The sequence below is a fragment of the Streptomyces profundus genome, from assembly GCF_020740535.1.
GTDB classification, from domain to species: Bacteria; Actinomycetota; Actinomycetes; order Streptomycetales; family Streptomycetaceae; genus Streptomyces; species Streptomyces profundus.
Map to the genome: position 1 here is coordinate 5,592,135 of NZ_CP082362.1, position 18,412 is coordinate 5,610,546.

Sequence of the window (18,412 nt, forward strand, 5' to 3'; positions counted from 1 at the left end):
CTCGAAAGGCGCACCCGTGTCCAACGGCAACGACAAAGCCAAGGACCGGCCTTCTGTCGGTCGTACCCTCCAGCAGGCGCGCATCGATGCAAAGCTGACCGTGGACGAGGTCAGTTCGGCCACACGTGTGCGCATTCCGATCGTTCAGGCCATCGAGAACGACGATTTCTCCCGTTGCGGTGGCGATGTCTACGCGCGCGGTCATATCCGCACGTTGGCCAGGGCCGTCGGCCTGGACGCGGCCGAGCTGATCGAGCTGTACAACGACCAGCAGGACACCCATCCGCAGCCGCTCTCCTCGGGGCCGTTGTTCGAGGCCGAGCGCATCCGCCCCGAGCCGCGCCGCCCCAACTGGACGGCGGCGATGGTCGCGGCGATAGCGGTGGTCATCGGCTTCGTCGGGTTCACCTTCTTCAGCCAGGGGGACGACGACGGCGGCGGTGGCTCGGTCGCCGAGCGCACCGAGACGCCGGGGGCGGACTCGCCTGGCGGTGAGGGCCCGGAGAAGAACGGGCCCGAGGTGCCCACGCCGACCGAGGCCCCCTCGGAGAGCGCGGTGGCCGGGGTTCCGGCCGACAAGGTCACCGTGCGGGCCTCCGTCGAGGGCGGCAGCAGCTGGATCTCGGCCAAGGACAGCAACGGCCGGCTTCTCTTCGAGGGGGTCCTGGAGGACGGCGACTCGGAGACCTTCACCGACGACGAGCAGATCGACCTGGTTCTCGGCAATGCCGGGGCCGTCAAGCTGCATGTCAACGGCAGCGAGATCGAGGACGTTTTCGAGTCGGGCCAGGTGCAGCGGCTCAGCTACACGCTGGGCGATCCCGAGGAGGGCTGAGCCAGGTGGCCCGCGCGGGTCGTGCCGCCGGGAACGAAGTAGGCTTGAGGGCATGTCCGAACGCCGCACCGTTGCCCTGGTCACCCTTGGATGCGCCCGTAATGAGGTGGATTCCGAAGAGCTGGCGGGCCGGCTGGCCGCTGACGGCTGGGACCTGGTCGACGACGCGGCCGAGGCCGAGGTCGCCGTCGTCAACACCTGCGGCTTCGTCGACGCCGCCAAGAAGGACTCGGTCGACGCCCTGCTGGAGGCCAACGAGCTGAAGGGCACCGGGCAGCGCACCCAGGCCGTGGTCGCGGTCGGCTGCATGGCGGAGCGCTACGGCAAGGAGCTCGCGGAGGCGCTGCCCGAGGCGGACGCGGTGCTGGGCTTCGACGACTACGCCGACATCTCCGAGCGCCTCGGCACGATCCTGGCCGGCGGTTCGCACGCCCCGCACGCCCCTCGGGACCGGCGCAAGCTGCTGCCCATCAGCCCGGCCGAGCGGCAGGGCACCGAGGTCGCGCTGCCGGGGCACGGCGCCCCCAGCGACCTTCCCGACGGCCTGGCGCCCGCCTCGGGCCCGCGCGCCCCGCTGCGCCGCCGGCTGGACAGCAGCCCGGTGGCCTCCGTCAAGCTGGCCTCGGGCTGCGACCGGCGCTGCACCTTCTGCGCCATCCCGTCCTTCCGTGGCTCGTTCATCTCCCGCCGGCCGTCGGATGTGCTGAACGAGGCCAGGTGGCTGGCGGAGCAGGGCGTCTCGGAGATCATGCTGGTCTCGGAGAACAACACCTCCTACGGCAAGGATCTGGGCGACATCCGGCTGCTGGAGACGCTGCTGCCCGAGCTGGCCTCGGTGGACGGCCTTGAGCGGATCCGGGTCAGCTACCTCCAGCCGGCCGAGATGCGCCCCGGCCTCATCGACGTGCTCACCGGCACCGAGAAGGTCGCTCCGTACTTCGACCTCTCGTTCCAGCACTCCGCGCCCGACGTGCTGCGCGCGATGCGCAGGTTCGGTGACACCGACCGGTTCCTCGAACTGCTGGCGACCATCAGGAGCAAGGCGCCGCAGGCCGGCGTGCGCTCCAACTTCATCGTGGGCTTCCCCGGCGAGTCACCGGCCGACCTGGCCGAGCTGGAGCGGTTCCTCACCGAGGCCAGGCTGGACGCCATAGGCGTCTTCGGATACTCGGACGAGGACGGTACCGAGGCGGCGGGGTTCAGCGACAAGCTGCCCGCCGAGGAGGTCGCCGAGCGGCTGGCCAGGGTCTCGGAGCTCGCCGACGAGCTGATCGCGCAGCGCGCCGAGGAGCGGCTGGGGGAGTCTGCGCTGGTGCTGGTCGAGTCCCTGGGCGTGGACGACGAGACGGATGTGTCCGCGGCCACGGGCGAGGTGTTCGCCGTCGGGCGTGGGGCGCACCAGGCGCCGGAGACGGACGGCCAGATCCTGCTGGTCGGCGCGCCCGAAGAGGCGCCGAAGATCGGTCAGTTGCTGCCAGCCGAGATCGTGGGGTCGCAGGGCGTCGACCTGATCGCCGAGGTCGTGCCCGCGGCCGGTGGCGGTGCCTCGGGGGCGGGGAGGTGACATCCACGCCGGCCTCGGCCGCGGGGGGCGGCCGGACGGCGGACCCGGAGTGTTCCCCCACGGGGCCGGGATTGTGGAACATCGCCAACATCCTGACCATGGTGCGGCTGCTGCTGGTGCCGGGTTTCGTGCTGTTGATGTTCGCCGAGGGGGGGCATGACCCGGCCTGGCGCTCGCTGGCCTGGGCGGCCTTCACCATCGCCATGATCACCGACCTCTTCGACGGGGAGCTGGCCCGTCGCCACAACCTGGTCACGGACTTCGGGAAGATCGCCGACCCGATCGCCGACAAGGCGATCATGGGCTCGGCGCTGATCTGCCTCTCGCTCCTCTCCGAGCTGCCCTGGTGGGTCACCGCCACCATCCTGGCCCGGGAGTTGGGCATCACCTTGATGCGGTTCTGGGTGATCAGGCACGGCGTCATCCCGGCCAGCCGGGGCGGCAAGCTCAAGACGCTCGCCCAGGGCATCGCCGTGGGCATGTACATACTGGTCCTCACGGGCCCGCTGGCCACCCTGCGCTGGTGGGTGATGGGGTTGGCTGTCGTGTTGACGGTCGCGACGGGGCTCGACTACGTGCGCCAGGCGGTCACCCTGCGGCGCCGAGGACTGGCCAGGGAGCGTGCCGATGGGCGCTAGCGGGGTGCGCGACGAGCCGCCGATGGCGGCGCAGGTGCTGGGCATGCTGCTCGGGCGCGGGCAGACGCTCGCCGTGGCCGAGTCGCTCACCGGCGGCCTGGTGGCGGCGGCGATCACGGATGTCCCCGGGGCGTCCCGCGCCTTCCGCGGCTCGGTCACGGCGTATGCCACCGAGGTGAAGCGGGAGGTGCTGGGGGTGGACGCCACCCTGCTCGCCGAGCGCGGTGCGGTGGACGCGGAGGTCGCGCGACAGCTGGCCGTCGGCGTCCGGAAGCGGCTGGGCGCCGACTGGGGGCTGGCGACGACCGGGGTCGCCGGTCCCGAGGAGCAGGACGGAATGCCGGTCGGCACGGTCCATGTGGCGGTTTCGGCGCCTCGTATGGGGGGAGTCGTGGCTCAACGGTTGAATCTGCGTGGTGACCGGGCGGCGATCCGCACCGGCAGCGTTCGGGCCGTGCTCGCCCTGCTTCGCAACGAGCTGATTCATGCGGACTTCGAAGCGGGTCAGGATACGGAACAGAACGGAGAGGATGGATGTTTGCAGCCCTGAGTGAACAAGACATCGCTCCCCGCACGGGGGGAGTCCAAGGCGGTACGGTGGGGCATGAAGCAAGCGAGGCCAACGGTCCGAGGAGGGAGCCACCGATGATCCTGCTCCGTCGCCTGTTGGGTGACGTGCTGCGTCGGCAGCGCCAACGTCAGGGCCGCACCCTGCGCGAAGTGTCCTCTTCCGCTCGCGTGTCCCTCGGGTACCTCTCCGAGGTGGAGCGTGGGCAGAAGGAGGCTTCCTCCGAGCTGCTGGCTGCCATCTGCGACGCTCTCGAACTGCGGATGTCGGAGCTCATGCGGGAGGTCAGCGATGAGCTGTCCCTCGCCGAGCTGGCCCAGTCCGCCGCGAGTGACACGGTGCCCCCGATGCGTCCCATGCTGAACCCGGTGCGTGTCACCAGCGTCACCCACCGTCCCGAAGAGCGCGTCACGATCAAGGCCCCTTCCGAGGCCGTGGACGTGGTCGCCGCCTGACAACCACACAACGCGCCTCGGCCGGAGCTCATGCCCCGGCCGTTGTCGTGTGTGGTGCCGGCGGTTTCCTGCTCTCCCTACCCCGCTCCGGCCCGCCCCGCCGCGCTCAGCGGCGCAGCCGCAGACCGCGCGGTGTCGCGTGGAATCCCGTGCTCTCCAGCAGGCCCACCCACCACATGTCCGTGAGCGCCTGCTGTCCGTTGACGCGTTCCACCGTGAGGGTGCCGACGGCGCCGGCCCGCACCGCCTGGGCCAGGGACTCGGCCGCCGCCCGCAGCGTGGCCTCGGCGGCCTCCGGCCGGCCCTCGCCACCCGACCAGGCGAGCAGCGTGCGCCCGCCGCGCTCCACATAGAGCGTGAGCGCCCCGTCCACCAGCACCACCAGGGCGCCGGCCTTGCGCCCGGGCTTGTGCCGCGCGCCCTGCGGCGGCTCCGGCCAGGGCAGCGCGGCGCCGTAGGCGTTCGCCGGATCGGCGGCGGCCAGCAGCACCGCCCGGGGGGCGGCCTGGCCGGTCGAGCGGTCGGCGGCGGAGCCGATCGCCCGCAGCCGGTCCACCGCGCCGTCCATCGCGAACTGGGCCGCGCCCAGGCCCTCGACCACATAGCCGCGTCTGGCCTGGCCGTTCTCCTCGAAGACGGACAGCACCCGATAGGCGGCCGAGAAGCCGCCGGCGACGCCCTCGGTGGCCACCGCGCCCCTCGTGACCACCCCGTGCCGGTCGAGCAGGGTACGCGCCAGCGCGTGCGCGCGCAGTGTGGGATCGGCCTCCCGCTCCGGCAGCAGCGACCAGCGCCCGGCCACCGTGGGGGGGCCGCCGCGCGAGGCGGTGGGGCGCATCGCGCCGCCCGCGCCGACGGCCAGGGCGCCGTAGCGGCCACGCGGGGTGGCCCGCCTGGCGCGATGCGCCGTGGACCCGGCGGTGCGGCCCGAGCCGAGGAGGGCGCGCAGCGGGCCGAGGGTGTCGTTGGTGAGCCGGCCGGACCAGGCCAACTCCCACACCCGCTCGGCCAGGGCTCCCTCGGACGCCTCCAGACCCAACGCTCGGACCTGGTCGGCGATCTGACGGAAGAACAGCCCGTATCCGCCGGCGAGCGCGCTCAGCACCACGCGGTGCTCCTCCGTCAACTCCAGGGGATGCGGGGCGGGGAGCAGCAGTGGCGCGGTGTCGGCCGGGAACAGCGAGATCCAGCCGTCTTTGCCGGGCAGGGCGCCGGCTCCGGCCCACACCACCTCGCCCGAGGCGGTCAGCTCATCCAGCATCTGCGGGGTGTAGCCGGAGACCCGGGCGGGGAGCACCAGCCGCTCCAGGGCGGAGGCCGGCACGGAGGCTCCCTGGAGCTGCTCGACGGCCCGTGACAGCCCCTCGACGCCGCGCAGCTCCCCGCGGCCGGCGGCGGCTCCCGCGTGTTGCCAGGTGGGGAGGAAGGCCGCCAGGACGCCGGGGGCGACCGGCTCCACCTCCTGGCGGAGCGCCGCCAGCGAGCGGCGTCTCAACCGGCGGAGGACCGTGGGGTCGCACCACTCCTGGCCGCTGGCCCCGGGGCGGAACTCGCCCTGCACCAGCCGGCCTTCGGCGGCCATCCGATGTAGCGCCCCGTCGGCGACGGCCGTGCCCAGGCCGAGCCGGGCGGCGGCCTGGGCCGAGGTGAAGGGGCCGTGGGTGCGGGCGTGCCGGGCCAGCAGATCGCCCAGTGGGTCGGCGACCGGCTCGGTGAACGCCTCGGGGACCCCGACGGGCAGGGCGGTGCCCAGGGCGTCGCGCAGCCGGCCCGCGTCCTCGATGGCCGCCCAGTGCGGATCGCCGGCGATCCGCACCGGCAGCGCCCGGCGGGCCGCCGCCAGCTCCTCGGCCCACTCGCGCCGGGCACCGCGTTCGACCAACTCCTCCTCGGTGAGCGGGCCGAGCACCCGCAGCAGATCGGCGACGCCCTCCGCGTCCGAGACACGGCGCTCCTCCGTGCGCCAGCCCAACTCGCGTTCCAGCTCGGCGAGCACCTCGGGGTCGAGCAGCTCGCGCAGCTCGGCGCGGCCCAGCAGCTCGGCCAGCAGCCGGGAGTCCAACGACAGGGCCGCGGCGCGGCGTTCGGCCAGCGGGGAGTCGCCCTCGTAGAGGAACTGGGCGACATAGCCGAAGAGCAGGGAGCGGGCGAAGGGGGACGGATCGGGGGTGGTCACCTCGACCAGCCGGACGCGGCGGGCCTCGATGTCCCGCATCAGCTCGGCGAGACCCGGCACGTCGAAGACGTCCTGCAGACACTCCCTGACCGCCTCAAGAACGATGGGGAAGGAGCCGAACTCGCTGGCCACGGAGAGCAGTTGGGAGGCGCGCTGCCGCTGCTGCCAGAGCGGGGTGCGGCGCCCCGGGTCGCGTCTGGGCAGCAGCAGCGCCCGGGCGGCGCACTCCCGGAAGCGCGCGGCGAACAGCGCCGAGCCGCCGACCTGCTCGGTGACCAGCTGGTCCACCTCGGCGGCTTCGAAGAGCACGTCGTTCGCGCCGACCGGCGCGCGGCCGTCGTCGAACGCGGCGTCCGGCGGGCCGGTGGCGGGGGCGTCCTCCTCCCAGCCGGCCTCGGCGGACAGCGGATCGGCGTCCGGCAGGCGGAGCACGATGCCGTCGTCGGCGTGCAGCACCTGGGCGTCCAGGCCGTGGCGTTCGCTCAGCCGGGCGCCGAGCGCCAGCGCCCAGGGGGCGTGCACCTGGGCGCCGAAGGGGGAGTGCACCACCACCCGCCAGTCGCCCAGCTCATCGCGGAACCGCTCCACCACGATGGTGCGGTCGTCCGGGACATGGCCGCAGGCCACGCGCTGCTCGTCGAGATAGGACAGGACGTTGTCCACCGCCCACGCGTCCAGCCCGGCCTCCGCCAGGCGTGCGCGGGCGGCCCGCTCGTCGAGGGCGCCGATCTCGCGGAGGAAGGCGCCGAGGGCGCGCCCCAACTCCAGCGGCCTGCCGAGCTGGTCGCCCTTCCAGAACGGCAGCCGGCCGGGGACGCCGGGGGCGGGGGTGACCAGGACCCGATCCCGTGTGATGTCCTCGATCCGCCAGGAGGTGGTGCCCAGGGTGAACACGTCGCCGACGCGCGACTCGTAGACCATCTCCTCGTCCAGCTCGCCGACCCGGCCGCCGCCCCGCCTGGGGTCGGAACCGGCGAGGAAGACGCCGAACAGACCGCGGTCGGGGATGGTGCCGCCGGAGGTGACGGCGAGCCGCTGGGCGCCTGGCCGGCCCTGGATCGTGCCCGTCACCCGATCCCAGACCAGCCGGGGACGCAACTCGGCGAAGGCGTCGGATGGATAGCGCCCGGCGAGCATGTCCAGCACCGAGTGGTAGGCGGACTCGGGCAGCGCGGCGAACGGGGCGGCCCGCCGCACCAGCGCCAACAGCTCGCCCACGTCCCAGGAATCCATCGCCGTGATGGCGACGATCTGCTGGGCCAGCACGTCCAGCGGGTTGGCCGGGACGCGCAGCGCCTCGATGGCTCCGACCCGCATGCGCTCCGTGACCACGGCCGACTGCACCAGATCGCCCCGGTACTTGGGGAAGACCACGCCGGCCGAGACCGCGCCCACCTGGTGCCCCGCGCGGCCGACCCGTTGCAGCCCGGAGGCGACCGAGGGCGGGGACTCGACCTGCACCACCAGATCGACCGAGCCCATGTCGATGCCCAGCTCCAGGCTGGAGGTCGCGACGACGGCGGGCAGCCGGCCGGCCTTGAGATCCTCCTCGATGCCGGCCCGCTGCTCCTTGGCCACCGAGCCGTGGTGGGCGCGGGCGAGCACGGCGGGGGCGCCCGTGCCGGCGCCCGAACCGCCCATCAGCTCGGCCGGGGAGTGGTCGACGGGCAGCGCTTCCCCGGTGGATCGCTCATGGGCGATCTCGTTCATTCGGTTGCACAGCCGCTCGGCCAGCCGCCTGGAGTTGACGAAGACGATCGTGGAGCGGTGCGCCAGCACCAGATCGACGATGCGCTCCTCGACCGAGGGCCAGATGGAGGGGCGATCGTCCGAGCCGGCCGCGTCCGGCACCGGGGAGCCGCCCAGCTCCCCGAGGTCGGGGACCGGCACGACGACCGACAGCTGGAACTCCTTGCCGGAGGGCGGCTGTACCACCGTGGCCTTGCGCTGCGGGGAGAGGAAGCGCGCGACCTCGTCGACCGGGCGGACCGTGGCGGAGAGCCCGATCCGGCGCGCCGGGCGGGGGAGCAGGGCGTCCAGCCGTTCGAGGGAGAGCGCCAGATGGGCGCCGCGCTTGGTGCCGGCGACGGCGTGCACCTCGTCCAGGATGACCGTCTCCACGCCGGAGAGGGCCTCTCTGGCGGCCGAGGTGAGCATCAGGAAGAGCGACTCGGGCGTGGTGATCAGGATGTCGGGAGGGCGCCTGGCCAGCGAGCGGCGGTCCGCCGCCGGGGTGTCCCCGGTGCGGATGCCGACCCGGATGTCCGGCTCGGGGAGGCCGAGCCGGGCCGACTCCTGCCTGATGCCCGTGAGCGGGCTGCGCAGATTGCGCTCCACATCCACCGCGAGGGCCTTGAGCGGTGAGACATAGAGCACCCGGCAGCGCTTGTGCGGCTCGGCCGGCGGCGGCGTGGCGGCGAGCTGGTCGAGCGAGGCGAGGAAGGCGGCGAGGGTCTTCCCCGAGCCTGTGGGAGCGACCACCAGCGCGTCGGAATCCTCCCGGATGGCCCGCCACGCACCCTCCTGCGCGGCCGTGGGCGCGTGGAAGGCGTGTGTGAACCACGCCCTGGTGGCCGGGGAGAAGCCGTCGAGCACGGTGCTCGACCCCGGGGTGCTCCGTCTGTTCATGGGCCCATCGTGCACCCGACCACTGACAGCGACGCACAATGGCGGCCATGACCTCCTCCGAGCCCGGGCGGGAGACGGCCCGGCACTGGCTGGCCCCGGAACTCCCCGGGGTTGACCTCCTGCGGGCCCGCTATGTGCGGCGGACCTTCATCCGGCACACCCACCGCACCTTTGTGATCGCGGGGATCACCCAGGGCGTGGAGGCGTTCCACCACGGGGGAACGGTGGAGCGCGCCGGGGTCGGCGGGTTGGTGATGATCAACCCGGGTGTTCCGCACACCGGCCACGCCGGGGTGCCGGAGGGGTGGGCCTACGGCGCCCTCTACCCCGCGCCCGAGGTGGTGGACGCGATCGCGGCCGAGGTGGTCGGGCTGCGGGGGGCCGCCTGGTTCACCGATCCCGTGGTGCACGATCCGGAGGCGGTGGGGCTGGTCGGGCGGGTGCTGCGGGCCACCGAGGAGGGGAACGCCCTGGCCGCCGACAGCCTTCTGCGGCTGACCGTCGCACGACTGCTGCTGACCGCCGGTGGCGCGCGCCCTCAGCGGGTGAAGCGCCAGGCAGGCGCGCGCCTGGCGAAACGCGCCCGGGAGTGCCTGCTGGAGCGGATGGACCGGCCGCCCACGCTGGAGCGGTTGGCCACGGAGCTGGGCACCAGCCCCTTCGCCCTGCTGCGGGCCTTCCGCGAGCGGTACGGGATGCCGCCGCACGCCTGGCTGACGGACGCCAGAGTCCACCGGGCCAGGGAGTTGCTGGACATCGGGGTGCGTCCCGCCGATGTGGCGCTCGCCGTCGGCTTCACCGACCAGTCCCATCTCCACCGGCACTTCCGGCGCACCGTGGGGGTGGCGCCCGGGGCCTATCAGCGGGAACGCCGCGCGACGGTGCCCGGTCCGGACCTGGCCCCGAGGCGCAAGAACGTACAAGAAACAGAATGATCCGGGCGCATAACGTTCATCCGTGATGGAAAACCTGACAGACCAGCCGACCGTGGAGGAGCGCCGCGCCACGGTCAGGGACGCCCTCGGCGTGGGCCTCGCCGTGGGGATCTCCGGCTTCGCCTTCGGTATCACCGCCGCGACCAACGGGCTGAGCGTGCCTCAGGCCTGTGTGCTCAGCCTCCTCGTCTTCACCGGCGCGTCCCAGTTCGCGCTGGTCGGCGCGTTGGCGGCGGGCGGGAGCCCGGTAACGGCGGCGGCCGGCGCGTTCTTCCTCGGGGTCCGCAACTGCTTCTACGGGCTGCGCCTCTCCTCGCTGCTGCGGTTGCCCCGTCGGATACGCCCGCTGGCGGCGCACTGGGTGATCGACGAGACCTCGGTGGTGGCCCTGGCCCAACCCGGCCCCCGGCTGGCCAGGCTGGGCTTCGTCGTCAGCGGCGTCACGCTCTTCGTCTGCTGGAACGTGACCACGTTGCTGGGGGCCGTCGGTGCCGACTCGATCGGCGACCCCGACGCCTGGGGACTTGACGCCGCTTCGCCCGCGGTCTTCCTGGCACTGCTGGCCCCCATGCTGCGGACCGCGGGCGAGCGGGCGACCGCCGCCCTCGCCGTGGTGCTTGCCCTGGTCTGCCTGCCGGTACTGCCCTCCGGGGTGCCGGTGTTGGTGGCCGCGCTCGCCGCTCCGCTGGTGCTGGTCGTCGCGGCCCGAAGGGGCGGCGGGACGGGCGCAGGACCGGCCGGCGAGCGGGCCGAGGCGCCGGAGGTGGCGCCGTGACCACCTGGATCGCCATCGGCCTCACCGCGGCCGGCTGCTATCTGGCCAAGCTGCTCGGCCTCTCGATCCCACCGGCGTCCTTGGAGCGCCCCGTGGTGCGCCGGCTCGCCGCGCTGCTTCCGGTGGCGCTGCTGGCCGCGCTCACCGCCCTCCAGACCGTGGACGACGGCAACGGGGCGCTGGTGCTCGACGCCAGGGTGGCGGGGATCACCGCGGCCGGGGTGGCGCTGTTGCTGCGTGCCCCCTTCCTGGTGGTGATCGGGGCCGCGGTGCTGGTCACGGCTGGTGGGCGGGCGCTCGGCGGATGAGCGGGCTGTCGGGCGCGCCCGCGCTGGGGATACTGGGGCCATGCGGTTGACGGAGTTCTGGGAACGGATGACGGAGCAGTTCGGCGCGGGCTACGCGGACTCCTTCGCCAGGGATCATGTGATGTCCCAACTGGGCGGGCGCACGGTGTGTGAGGCGCTGGACGCCGGTTGGGATCCGAAGGAGGTCTGGCGCGCGCTGTGTTCCGCCATCGATGTGCCTCACCACCTGCGCTGACGCCTCTGACCTGCGGATTTGTCAGGCTGTCAGAAGGGTGCCCCACCCGGTCGCCTCGCTTGACACGTAAATCGAACGGAAGTTCTTATGGGGGGTACGGATACGGCGTCCGGCCCTCCGCGAGCCCCGGGCGCGTGCCGATTGTCAGTGGCGGGCGCTAGCGTCCGTGGTTGTGAAGCGATCAAATCAGACGGACCGGGTGGCACCCATGGCAGGTACGGACCGCGAGAAGGCGCTCGACGCCGCACTCGCGCAGATTGAACGGCAGTTCGGCAAGGGCGCGGTGATGCGGCTGGGCGAGCGGCCGGACGAGCCGATCGAGATCATCGAGACCGGATCCACGGCCCTCGATGTGGCTCTGGGCGTCGGCGGGTTGCCCCGCGGCCGGGTGGTGGAGGTCTTCGGGCCCGAGTCCTCGGGCAAGACGACACTCACCCTGCACGCGGTGGCGAACGCGCAGAAGGCCGGCGGCACCGTCGCCTTCATGGACGCGGAGCACGCCCTCGACCCCGAATACGCGAAGCGGCTCGGTGTGGACGTGGACCAGCTGATCCTCTCCCAGCCGGACAACGGTGAACAGGCGCTGGAGATCACGGACATGCTGATCCGCTCCGGCGCGCTCGACCTGATCGTCATCGACTCGGTGGCGGCCCTGGTGCCCAGGGCGGAGATCGAGGGCGAGATGGGCGACTCCCATGTCGGCCTCCAGGCCCGGCTGATGAGCCAGGCCCTGCGGAAGATCACGGGTGCGCTCAGCCAGTCGAAGACCACGGCGATCTTCATCAACCAGCTCCGGGAGAAGGTCGGCGTGATGTTCGGCTCTCCCGAGACCACCACGGGCGGCCGGGCGCTGAAGTTCTACGCCTCGGTGCGGCTGGACATCCGGCGTATCGAGACCCTCAAGGACGGCACCGACGCGGTGGGCAACCGCACTCGCGTCAAGGTCGTCAAGAACAAGGTCGCTCCGCCGTTCAAGCAGGCCGAGTTCGACATCCTCTACGGCACGGGCATCAGCCGCGAGGGCGGGCTGATCGACATGGGCGTCGAGAACGGCTTCATCCGCAAGTCCGGCGCCTGGTACACCTACGGCGGCGACCAGTTGGGCCAGGGCAAGGAGAACTCGCGGAACTTCCTCAAGGACAACCCCGATCTGGCCAACGAGATCGAGAAGAAGATCAAGGAGAAGCTCGGCATCGGCCCCAAGCCCCCGGCGGAGGCCTCGCCCGAGGGCGAGACGCCCGAGGACGCCGCCAAGGCCCTGGCCGCCCCGCCGGCCCAGGCCACCAAGGCGCCTGCGGCGGCCAAGGCCCCCCGGGCGGCCAAGACCGTCGCGGCCAAGAGCTGACGCGTGACCCGGCGCAGCGACTGGCCGGAGCCTGGGCCGGCGCCGGCCCAGGCCCAGGCGGCCGGCCCGCCGGCGGAGCCGGCCGATCCGGTGCAGCGGGCCCGGAGTATCTGCCTGGGCCTGCTCGCCGGAACACCGCGCACCAGACGGCAGTTGGCCGACGCGCTCCGACGCAGGGAGATCCCGGAGGAGGCGATCGCCGAGGTCCTCGACCGGTTCGAGGAGGTCGGCCTGATCGACGACGCGCTCTTCGCCGAGGCGTGGGTGGAGTCCCGGCATCATGGCCGGGGCCTGGCCCGCCGGGCGTTGGCCCGTGAGCTGCGCACCAAGGGGGTGGCTCCCGCGGTGATCGACCAGGCGGTCGACCAGCTGGATCCCGAGCGGGAGGAGGAGACCGCGCGGGCGCTGGTCGCCCGCAGGCTCCAGGCCACGCGGGGGCTGCCGTCGGCCAAGCGGATGCGCCGGTTGGTCGGGATGCTCGCCCGCAAGGGATACGCGGAGGGGTTGGCGCTACGGCTGGTGCGCGAGGCCCTGGAGGCCGAGGGTGACTCCCTGGAGAGCTGGGAGGACTATGCCCCCGATACCCCCTGAACGCCGCGTTCTGAACGCCGCGTTCTGAACGCCGCACTCTGAACGCCGCACTCTGAACGCCGCGTTCTGAACGCCGTCGCCGCCCTGTGAAGCCTCGGCCCCCTGAACGCCGACGCCTCCGAGTGCCCCTGAAGGCCGGCGTCGCCGGCGCCGCCGCCGGGACGGACGGTGGCCCGGGTGGTGCCCCGAGGGCGTCAGCGTGGCGCCGCCTGGGTCGGTGCGCCGCGCAGCCGGTGCACGGTCTCGCGCAGGGCCCGCTGGTCGGCACCCGGCAGGCTGGCCGTCAGATACCCGTCGGGCCGCACCACCAGCAGGGTGTGCGCCCCGGCACCCGGGTACTCCTCGGTGACCAGCAGCTCGGCCGGCAGCGCCAAGATCTCGGCGACGGCGGCCAGTTCCGGCATCAGGCCGGCCGACAGCCAGTGCCTGGCGTCCCAGACGCGGGCGCCCGGCGCGGTCAGCACCAGGAGCAGCGGCCCACCCAGCCGATCCCGCAGCCGGGCCCTCGTCCCGTCGAGCGCGGTCACCGGGACGTCGACCACCGGCATGCCTGGCCGGGTGGCCGAGGCCGCGGTGACGGCCCCGTTGAGCGGGGAGTTCCCGTAGTCGGCCGGCCCGCCCAGCGCGCCCTGCCCCGCGTGCGCGTCGCCGAGCAGCGCCAGCCTGCCCCGCCCGCGGCCCGCGAGCCGAGTGGCCAGCCCGCTGCGCCCCCGCACCAGCGGAAGCGCCTGGTCCACCGCGCGCAGCCGCCTCCCGACGGCGCTCCTGCGCTCCGTCTGGTAGCTGTCCAGCAGCTCCTCGGCGTCCCCCTCGCGGCAGGCGACGGCGAGCTTCCAGGCGAGGTTCTCCGCGTCCCGCAACCCCTCCGTCACCTGCTGCGTCCCCAGGGCCCCCAACAGGTGCGCCGCGTCACCGGCGAGAAAGACCCGGTCCACCCGCCAGGCGCGGGCCAGTCGCTGATGGCAGGTGTGCACCCCGGTGTCCAGCAGTTCGTGCTCGGGCACCTCGCCGTCGTGCCAGGTGGCGAGCGTGCCGTGCACCCGCTCCAGCAGGGCCTCGGGCGTGACGAGCCCCTCGTCCGCCGGCAGCGGCCAGTCCAGCCGCCAGTGGTCACCGGCCAGCGGCCGTGCCGTGACCTCGCCGATCGGGAGCCCCCGGTGGAGGACGGCCTCGCCCCGGTGCGGCAGTTCGCCCCGCAGGGCGGCCACCGCGTAGCGCTCGACCGCCGTACGCCCGGGGAACCGCGCGCCCAGCAGCTTGCGCACCGTGGAGCGCGCGCCGTCGCACCCCACCAGATAGCGACCGCGCCACTCCCCGCTCTCCTCGCGCCCGCCGTCGGACCGCCGCGGCACGGTGTGCGCCAGCACGTCGTCGCCGCGCTGCTCGAAGTCGGTGAGCCGGTGGCCCCGCGCCATCCGCACCAGCTCCTGGCGGGCGACGGCGGCGCGCAGCGCCGCCTCCAGCACATGCTGCGGGAGGTGGAGCGGCGCGGCGGCGGGCTCGAACACATGGTGCGCGACGGTCCGCCCCCGGTGGGTGCCGCGCCAGCCCGCCCAGACGGCCGCCTCGGGGGCGGCCCCCGGGAGCGCGCCCCAGCGGGCGACGTCGGGCGCCAGCACGCAGCTGCGGGCCAGCCGCGCGGTCGGAGGATCGGTCGATTCGTCGAGGACGACGGACGGGACGCCGTGCCCGGCCAGGGCAAGCGCCAGCGCGAGCCCCGTAGGGCCCGCGCCGACGATGATCACGGGCAGCACAGCACGTATGCAACCCAGCGGCGCCCCAGCCGTCAAGTCGGCGTTGGAACGCGCCGGTTGTGCGGTGGCCTAGCGGCCCCCGTCGGGTGTGCCCCCGTCCGGCGTGCCACCCGGGTCCGGCTGATCCCCGGTGGCGCCGATGGCACCCGTCGCCCCCGTGCCGAGCACGGGAGCCGCGATGCCGGCGCCGCCGGCCTGGGTCTCCTCGGCCATGTCGTGCGGTACGACCGCGCCGGTGCCGCGTCGACCTCGTCTGATGCGTCCCTCCAGCCAACTGGCGAAGCCGGTCAGCAGGAAGTTGACGAGGACGAAGATGATCGCGGCGACGGTGTAGGCGGCGATGGTGTTGCTGTAGTTGCTCGCCACCAGTCGCGTGGCGCTCAGCAGCTCGGCGAACCCGAGCAGCGCGCCGCCCAACGCGGTGTCCTTGACGATCACCACCAACTGGCTGACGATCGCCGGCAGCATCGCCGTGACCGCCTGGGGCAGCAGCACATAGATCATGGTCTGGCTCTTGCGCATGCCGATCGCGTGCGCCGCGTCCGTCTGCCCCCGGGGCAGGGAGAGCACCCCGGCTCGGACGATCTCGGCGAGCACGGCGGCGTTGTAGAGCACCAGACCGGTGATCACCGCGTACATCGGGCGGCTGTCCCGTTCGATGTTGGACCACTCGGCATACGCCTGGTTGGCGAACAACATCAGCATCAGGACGGGGATGGAGCGGAAGAACTCCACGATCACGTCGGCCGGCCGCCTGATCCACCAGTGGTCGGACATGCGTCCGATCCCCAGCACGGCGCCCAGCGGCAGCGCGATGACCAGCGCCAGCGCGGCGGCGGTCAGCGTCTCCTGCAGCCCGGGCAGCAGATAGGTGGTCCAGATCCGGGAGTCGGTGACGAACGGGTCCCAGCGCGACGCGTCGAGCTGGTTCTTGTCGTCGAGCACGGACAGCAGCCACCACAGCGGCAGTGCCAGCGCGATGACGAACGCCACGGTGAGCAGGGCGTTGCGCACCTTGGCGCGCGGCCCGGGGGCGTCGTAGAGAACGGAGGGCTTACTCATCGCTTCACCGCCACACGCTTGCTCACCCAGCCGAGGAACAGCCCGGTCGGGAGGGTGAGGACAATGAATCCAAAGGCGAACACAGCGGCGATCGGGATCAGTTGCGCCTCTCGCTCGATCATGTCCTTCATCAACAGCGTGGCCTCGGCCACGCCGATGGTGGCGGCCACGGTGGTGTTCTTGGTCAGGGCGATCAGCACGTTCGCCAGCGGCGGCACCACCGCGCGGAACGCCTGCGGCAGCACCACCAGGAGCAGCACCTGGGTGAAGTTGAGCCCGAGTGCCCTGGCCGCCTCGGCCTGCCCGACCGGCACCGTGTTGATGCCGGCGCGCAGCGCCTCGCAGACGAAGGTCGCGGTGTAGGCGACGAACCCGAGCACCGCGAGCCGGAACGCGATGGTCTGGGTGTCGTCGGACCACATCTGCATGCCGAGCGTGAGGTACAGCGCCTGGGAGCAGGCCACGATGATGAGCGTGAGCGGGATGTTCCGCACCACGTTCACATAGGCGGTGCCGAAGGCGCGCATCACCGGGACCGGGCTGACCCGCATCGCGGCCAGGATGGTCCCCCAGATGAGGGCGCCGATCGCGGAGAAAACGGTGAGCTGCACCGTGGTCCAGAACGCCCCGAAGAGGTCGTACTGGTCGAGATCAAGGAAATCGAACACGGAATCTCTCAGTCTCGCCTAGAGGGTAGGGAAGAGTGCGGCGTGCCGCCGGTGGGACGGCACGCCGTCGAGTGAGACCGGGAGAGCTCAGCTGGTCTCGGTGATCTCCGGAGCCGGCTCGGCGTTGTAGTTGGCCGGGCCGAAGTTGGCCTCGACCGCTTCCTCCCAGGCGCCGTCGTCGACCATCTTGGTGATCGCGGCGTTGATGTCGTCCCGCAGCTCGGTCTCGCCCTTGGGCACGCCCACGCCGTAGTGCTCCGGGCCGAGCGCCAGGCCGGCCAGTTCGAACTTGCCGACGTTCTGCTCCTGCGCGGCGTAGCCGGCCAGGATGGAGTCGTCGGTGGTCAGCGCGTCGACGGCGCCGTTCTCCAGGCCGGTGAGGCACTCGGAGTAGGTGCCCAGCTCGTTCAGCTGCGCGTCGGGGGCGATGTTCTCCTTGATCTTGGCCGCCGAGGTCGAGCCACCCACCGAACAGAGGGTCAGGTCGTTGATGGCCTCCTCGTCCGGCACCGACTCGCCGGCGCGGATCAGCAGGTCCTGGTTGGCCACGAAGTACGGGCCGGCGAAGTCGACCTGCTCCTTGCGCTCGTCGGTGATCGAGTAGCTGGCCACGATGAAGTCGACATCGCCACGGCTCAGCATGGTCTCGCGGTCACCGCTGGGGGACTCGACCCAGTCGATCTGGTCGGGCTCGTAGCCCAGCTCGCCGGCGATGAAGGTGGCCACGTCGACGTCGAAGCCGACGAAGTCGCCGTCCGGGGTCTTCAGGCCGAGGCCCGGCTGGTCGTACTTGATGCCGATGCTGATGCTGCCGCCGCCATCACTGCCACTGCCGCCGTCACCGCCGTCGCCGTCCCCGTCGTCGCTGCCACAGGCGGTGGCGGCGAGGGAGAGAGCGATGACGGAGGCGGCGAGGGCGCTGGCCTTACGAAGTCTCATGGTGCGTATGTCCTTATGTCGAGGAGAGTGCTGGGGGGTCTGACAGAAACAAGCGGCTCGTCGCGGGGGTCAGTGCTGGAGGATCTTCGACAGGAAGTCCTTGGCCCGGTCGCTGCGGGGGTTGTCGAAGAACTGGTGGGGTTCGGCCTCCTCGACGATCCGCCCGTCGGCCATGAAGACCACGCGGTTCGCCGCGGACCTGGCGAAGCCCATCTCGTGGGTGACCACGACCATGGTCATCCCCTCCCGGGCCAACTGCTGCATGACCTCAAGGACCTCGTTGATCATCTCGGGGTCCAGCGCGGAGGTGGGCTCGTCGAAGAGCATCACCTTGGGTTCCATCGCCAGCGCCCGGGCGATGGCGACGCGCTGCTGCTGGCCGCCGGAGAGCTGTGCCGGGTACTTGTCGGCCTGGTTGCCCACGCCCACCCGGTCGAGCAGCGCCCGGGCGCGGGTCTCCGCCTCGCCCTTGGCGACCCCGCGCACCTTGATCGGCCCCAGCGTGACGTTCTGCAGCACGGTCTTGTGGGCGAAGAGGTTGAACGCCTGGAAGACCATGCCGACATCGGCCCGGAGCCTGGCCAGCTCCCTGCCCTCGGCGGGCAGCGGCTTCTCATCGATCGTGATGGAGCCGCCGTCGATGGTCTCCAGCCGGTTGATGGCCCGGCAGAGCGTGGACTTTCCGGAGCCCGAGGGGCCGATCACGACGACGACCTCGCCGCGTTTGATGGTCAGGTTGATGTCCTGGAGGACGTGCAACGCACCGAAGTGCTTGTTCACGCTGTCCAGGACGACCAGGTCCTCCGCCAGGGGCGCGGCATCCGCGGGGTCCTTGGTCAGCGGCGCATCGCTCATCGTGGAGTAGCTCCATCCTCGTCGGTTGCAGGGACCCTAGCCAGGTGTACAACGCAGCGTCTGCATATCTGAGCGGAAATT

General features: G+C 72.3%; 17 protein-coding genes. 11 read left to right on the forward strand and 6 right to left on the reverse strand.

Annotation, left to right across the window (positions count from 1 at the left end):
• The first annotated feature begins 16 nt into the window (after positions 1 to 16).
• The 5 genes from K4G22_RS24665 (at position 17) to K4G22_RS24685 (ending at position 4,060) form a co-directional block, all read left to right on the forward strand.
• A complete protein-coding gene (locus K4G22_RS24665) occupies positions 17 to 835 on the forward strand; it encodes a helix-turn-helix domain-containing protein (protein ID WP_228082529.1) in 819 nt (272 codons plus the stop codon).
• A 52-nt stretch (positions 836 to 887) separates the two neighbouring features.
• Positions 888 to 2,399, forward strand: a complete 1,512-nt coding sequence (gene rimO, locus K4G22_RS24670; RefSeq protein WP_228082530.1) for a 30S ribosomal protein S12 methylthiotransferase RimO — start codon at positions 888 to 890, stop codon at positions 2,397 to 2,399.
• On the forward strand, positions 2,396 to 3,037 hold the full coding sequence (gene pgsA, locus K4G22_RS24675) for a CDP-diacylglycerol--glycerol-3-phosphate 3-phosphatidyltransferase (RefSeq protein WP_228082531.1): 642 nt from the start codon (positions 2,396 to 2,398) through the stop codon (positions 3,035 to 3,037). Before rimO ends, pgsA begins: the two co-directional genes overlap by 4 nt.
• Positions 3,027 to 3,587, forward strand: coding sequence for a CinA family protein (locus K4G22_RS24680; protein WP_228082532.1), 561 nt, complete (start codon positions 3,027 to 3,029; stop codon positions 3,585 to 3,587). Before pgsA ends, K4G22_RS24680 begins: the two co-directional genes overlap by 11 nt.
• Before the next feature lie 95 nt (positions 3,588 to 3,682).
• Positions 3,683 to 4,060: a helix-turn-helix domain-containing protein gene (locus tag K4G22_RS24685; RefSeq protein ID WP_062218255.1), complete on the forward strand. Its 378-nt coding sequence runs from the start codon at positions 3,683 to 3,685 to the stop codon at positions 4,058 to 4,060.
• A gap of 106 nt (positions 4,061 to 4,166) precedes the next feature.
• Here the strand turns inward: K4G22_RS24685 and K4G22_RS24690 are convergent, their stop codons facing one another.
• Positions 4,167 to 8,864, reverse strand: coding sequence for an ATP-dependent helicase (locus tag K4G22_RS24690; protein ID WP_228082533.1), 4,698 nt, complete (start codon positions 8,862 to 8,864; stop codon positions 4,167 to 4,169).
• A 47-nt stretch (positions 8,865 to 8,911) separates the two neighbouring features.
• On the opposite strand from K4G22_RS24690, the gene K4G22_RS24695 reads away from it, so the two are divergent.
• From K4G22_RS24695 to recX, 6 genes are all read left to right on the forward strand, one after another.
• Positions 8,912 to 9,799, forward strand: coding sequence for a helix-turn-helix transcriptional regulator (locus K4G22_RS24695; RefSeq protein WP_228082534.1), 888 nt, complete (start codon positions 8,912 to 8,914; stop codon positions 9,797 to 9,799).
• 25 nt (positions 9,800 to 9,824) lie between these two features.
• Positions 9,825 to 10,574, forward strand: a complete 750-nt coding sequence (locus K4G22_RS24700; protein ID WP_228082535.1) for an AzlC family ABC transporter permease — start codon at positions 9,825 to 9,827, stop codon at positions 10,572 to 10,574.
• Entirely contained in the window at positions 10,571 to 10,882 is a 312-nt protein-coding gene (locus tag K4G22_RS24705) for an AzlD domain-containing protein (protein WP_228082536.1), read from the forward strand. The genes K4G22_RS24700 and K4G22_RS24705 overlap by 4 nt, the downstream gene beginning before the upstream one ends.
• Before the next feature lie 40 nt (positions 10,883 to 10,922).
• Complete coding sequence (locus K4G22_RS24710) at positions 10,923 to 11,117, forward strand: DUF3046 domain-containing protein (RefSeq protein WP_228082537.1); 195 nt, start codon at positions 10,923 to 10,925, stop codon at positions 11,115 to 11,117.
• A gap of 208 nt (positions 11,118 to 11,325) precedes the next feature.
• The gene (gene recA / locus K4G22_RS24715) at positions 11,326 to 12,462 is read left to right on the forward strand and encodes a recombinase RecA (RefSeq protein ID WP_228082538.1); all 1,137 of its coding nucleotides are present in this window, start codon (positions 11,326 to 11,328) and stop codon (positions 12,460 to 12,462) included.
• Between the two features lie 3 nt (positions 12,463 to 12,465).
• A complete protein-coding gene (gene recX / locus K4G22_RS24720; protein ID WP_228082539.1) occupies positions 12,466 to 13,053 on the forward strand; it encodes a recombination regulator RecX in 588 nt (195 codons plus the stop codon).
• A gap of 194 nt (positions 13,054 to 13,247) precedes the next feature.
• Here the strand turns inward: recX and K4G22_RS24725 are convergent, their stop codons facing one another.
• The 5 genes from K4G22_RS24725 to K4G22_RS24745 all read right to left on the reverse strand — a co-directional run bounded on the left by K4G22_RS24725 (position 13,248) and on the right by K4G22_RS24745 (position 18,331).
• Positions 13,248 to 14,807: an FAD-dependent monooxygenase gene (locus K4G22_RS24725; RefSeq protein WP_228082540.1), complete on the reverse strand. Its 1,560-nt coding sequence runs from the start codon at positions 14,805 to 14,807 to the stop codon at positions 13,248 to 13,250.
• 69 nt (positions 14,808 to 14,876) lie between these two features.
• Complete coding sequence (locus K4G22_RS24730) at positions 14,877 to 15,869, reverse strand: amino acid ABC transporter permease (protein WP_228082541.1); 993 nt, start codon at positions 15,867 to 15,869, stop codon at positions 14,877 to 14,879.
• Positions 15,866 to 16,537, reverse strand: a complete 672-nt coding sequence (locus K4G22_RS24735) for an amino acid ABC transporter permease (protein ID WP_228082542.1) — start codon at positions 16,535 to 16,537, stop codon at positions 15,866 to 15,868. Before K4G22_RS24735 ends, K4G22_RS24730 begins: the two co-directional genes overlap by 4 nt.
• Before the next feature lie 87 nt (positions 16,538 to 16,624).
• Positions 16,625 to 17,476, reverse strand: coding sequence for a glutamate ABC transporter substrate-binding protein (locus K4G22_RS24740; RefSeq protein WP_228082543.1), 852 nt, complete (start codon positions 17,474 to 17,476; stop codon positions 16,625 to 16,627).
• 69 nt (positions 17,477 to 17,545) lie between these two features.
• Positions 17,546 to 18,331, reverse strand: a complete 786-nt coding sequence (locus tag K4G22_RS24745; protein WP_322785131.1) for an amino acid ABC transporter ATP-binding protein — start codon at positions 18,329 to 18,331, stop codon at positions 17,546 to 17,548.
• Positions 18,332 to 18,412: the final 81 nt, after the last annotated feature.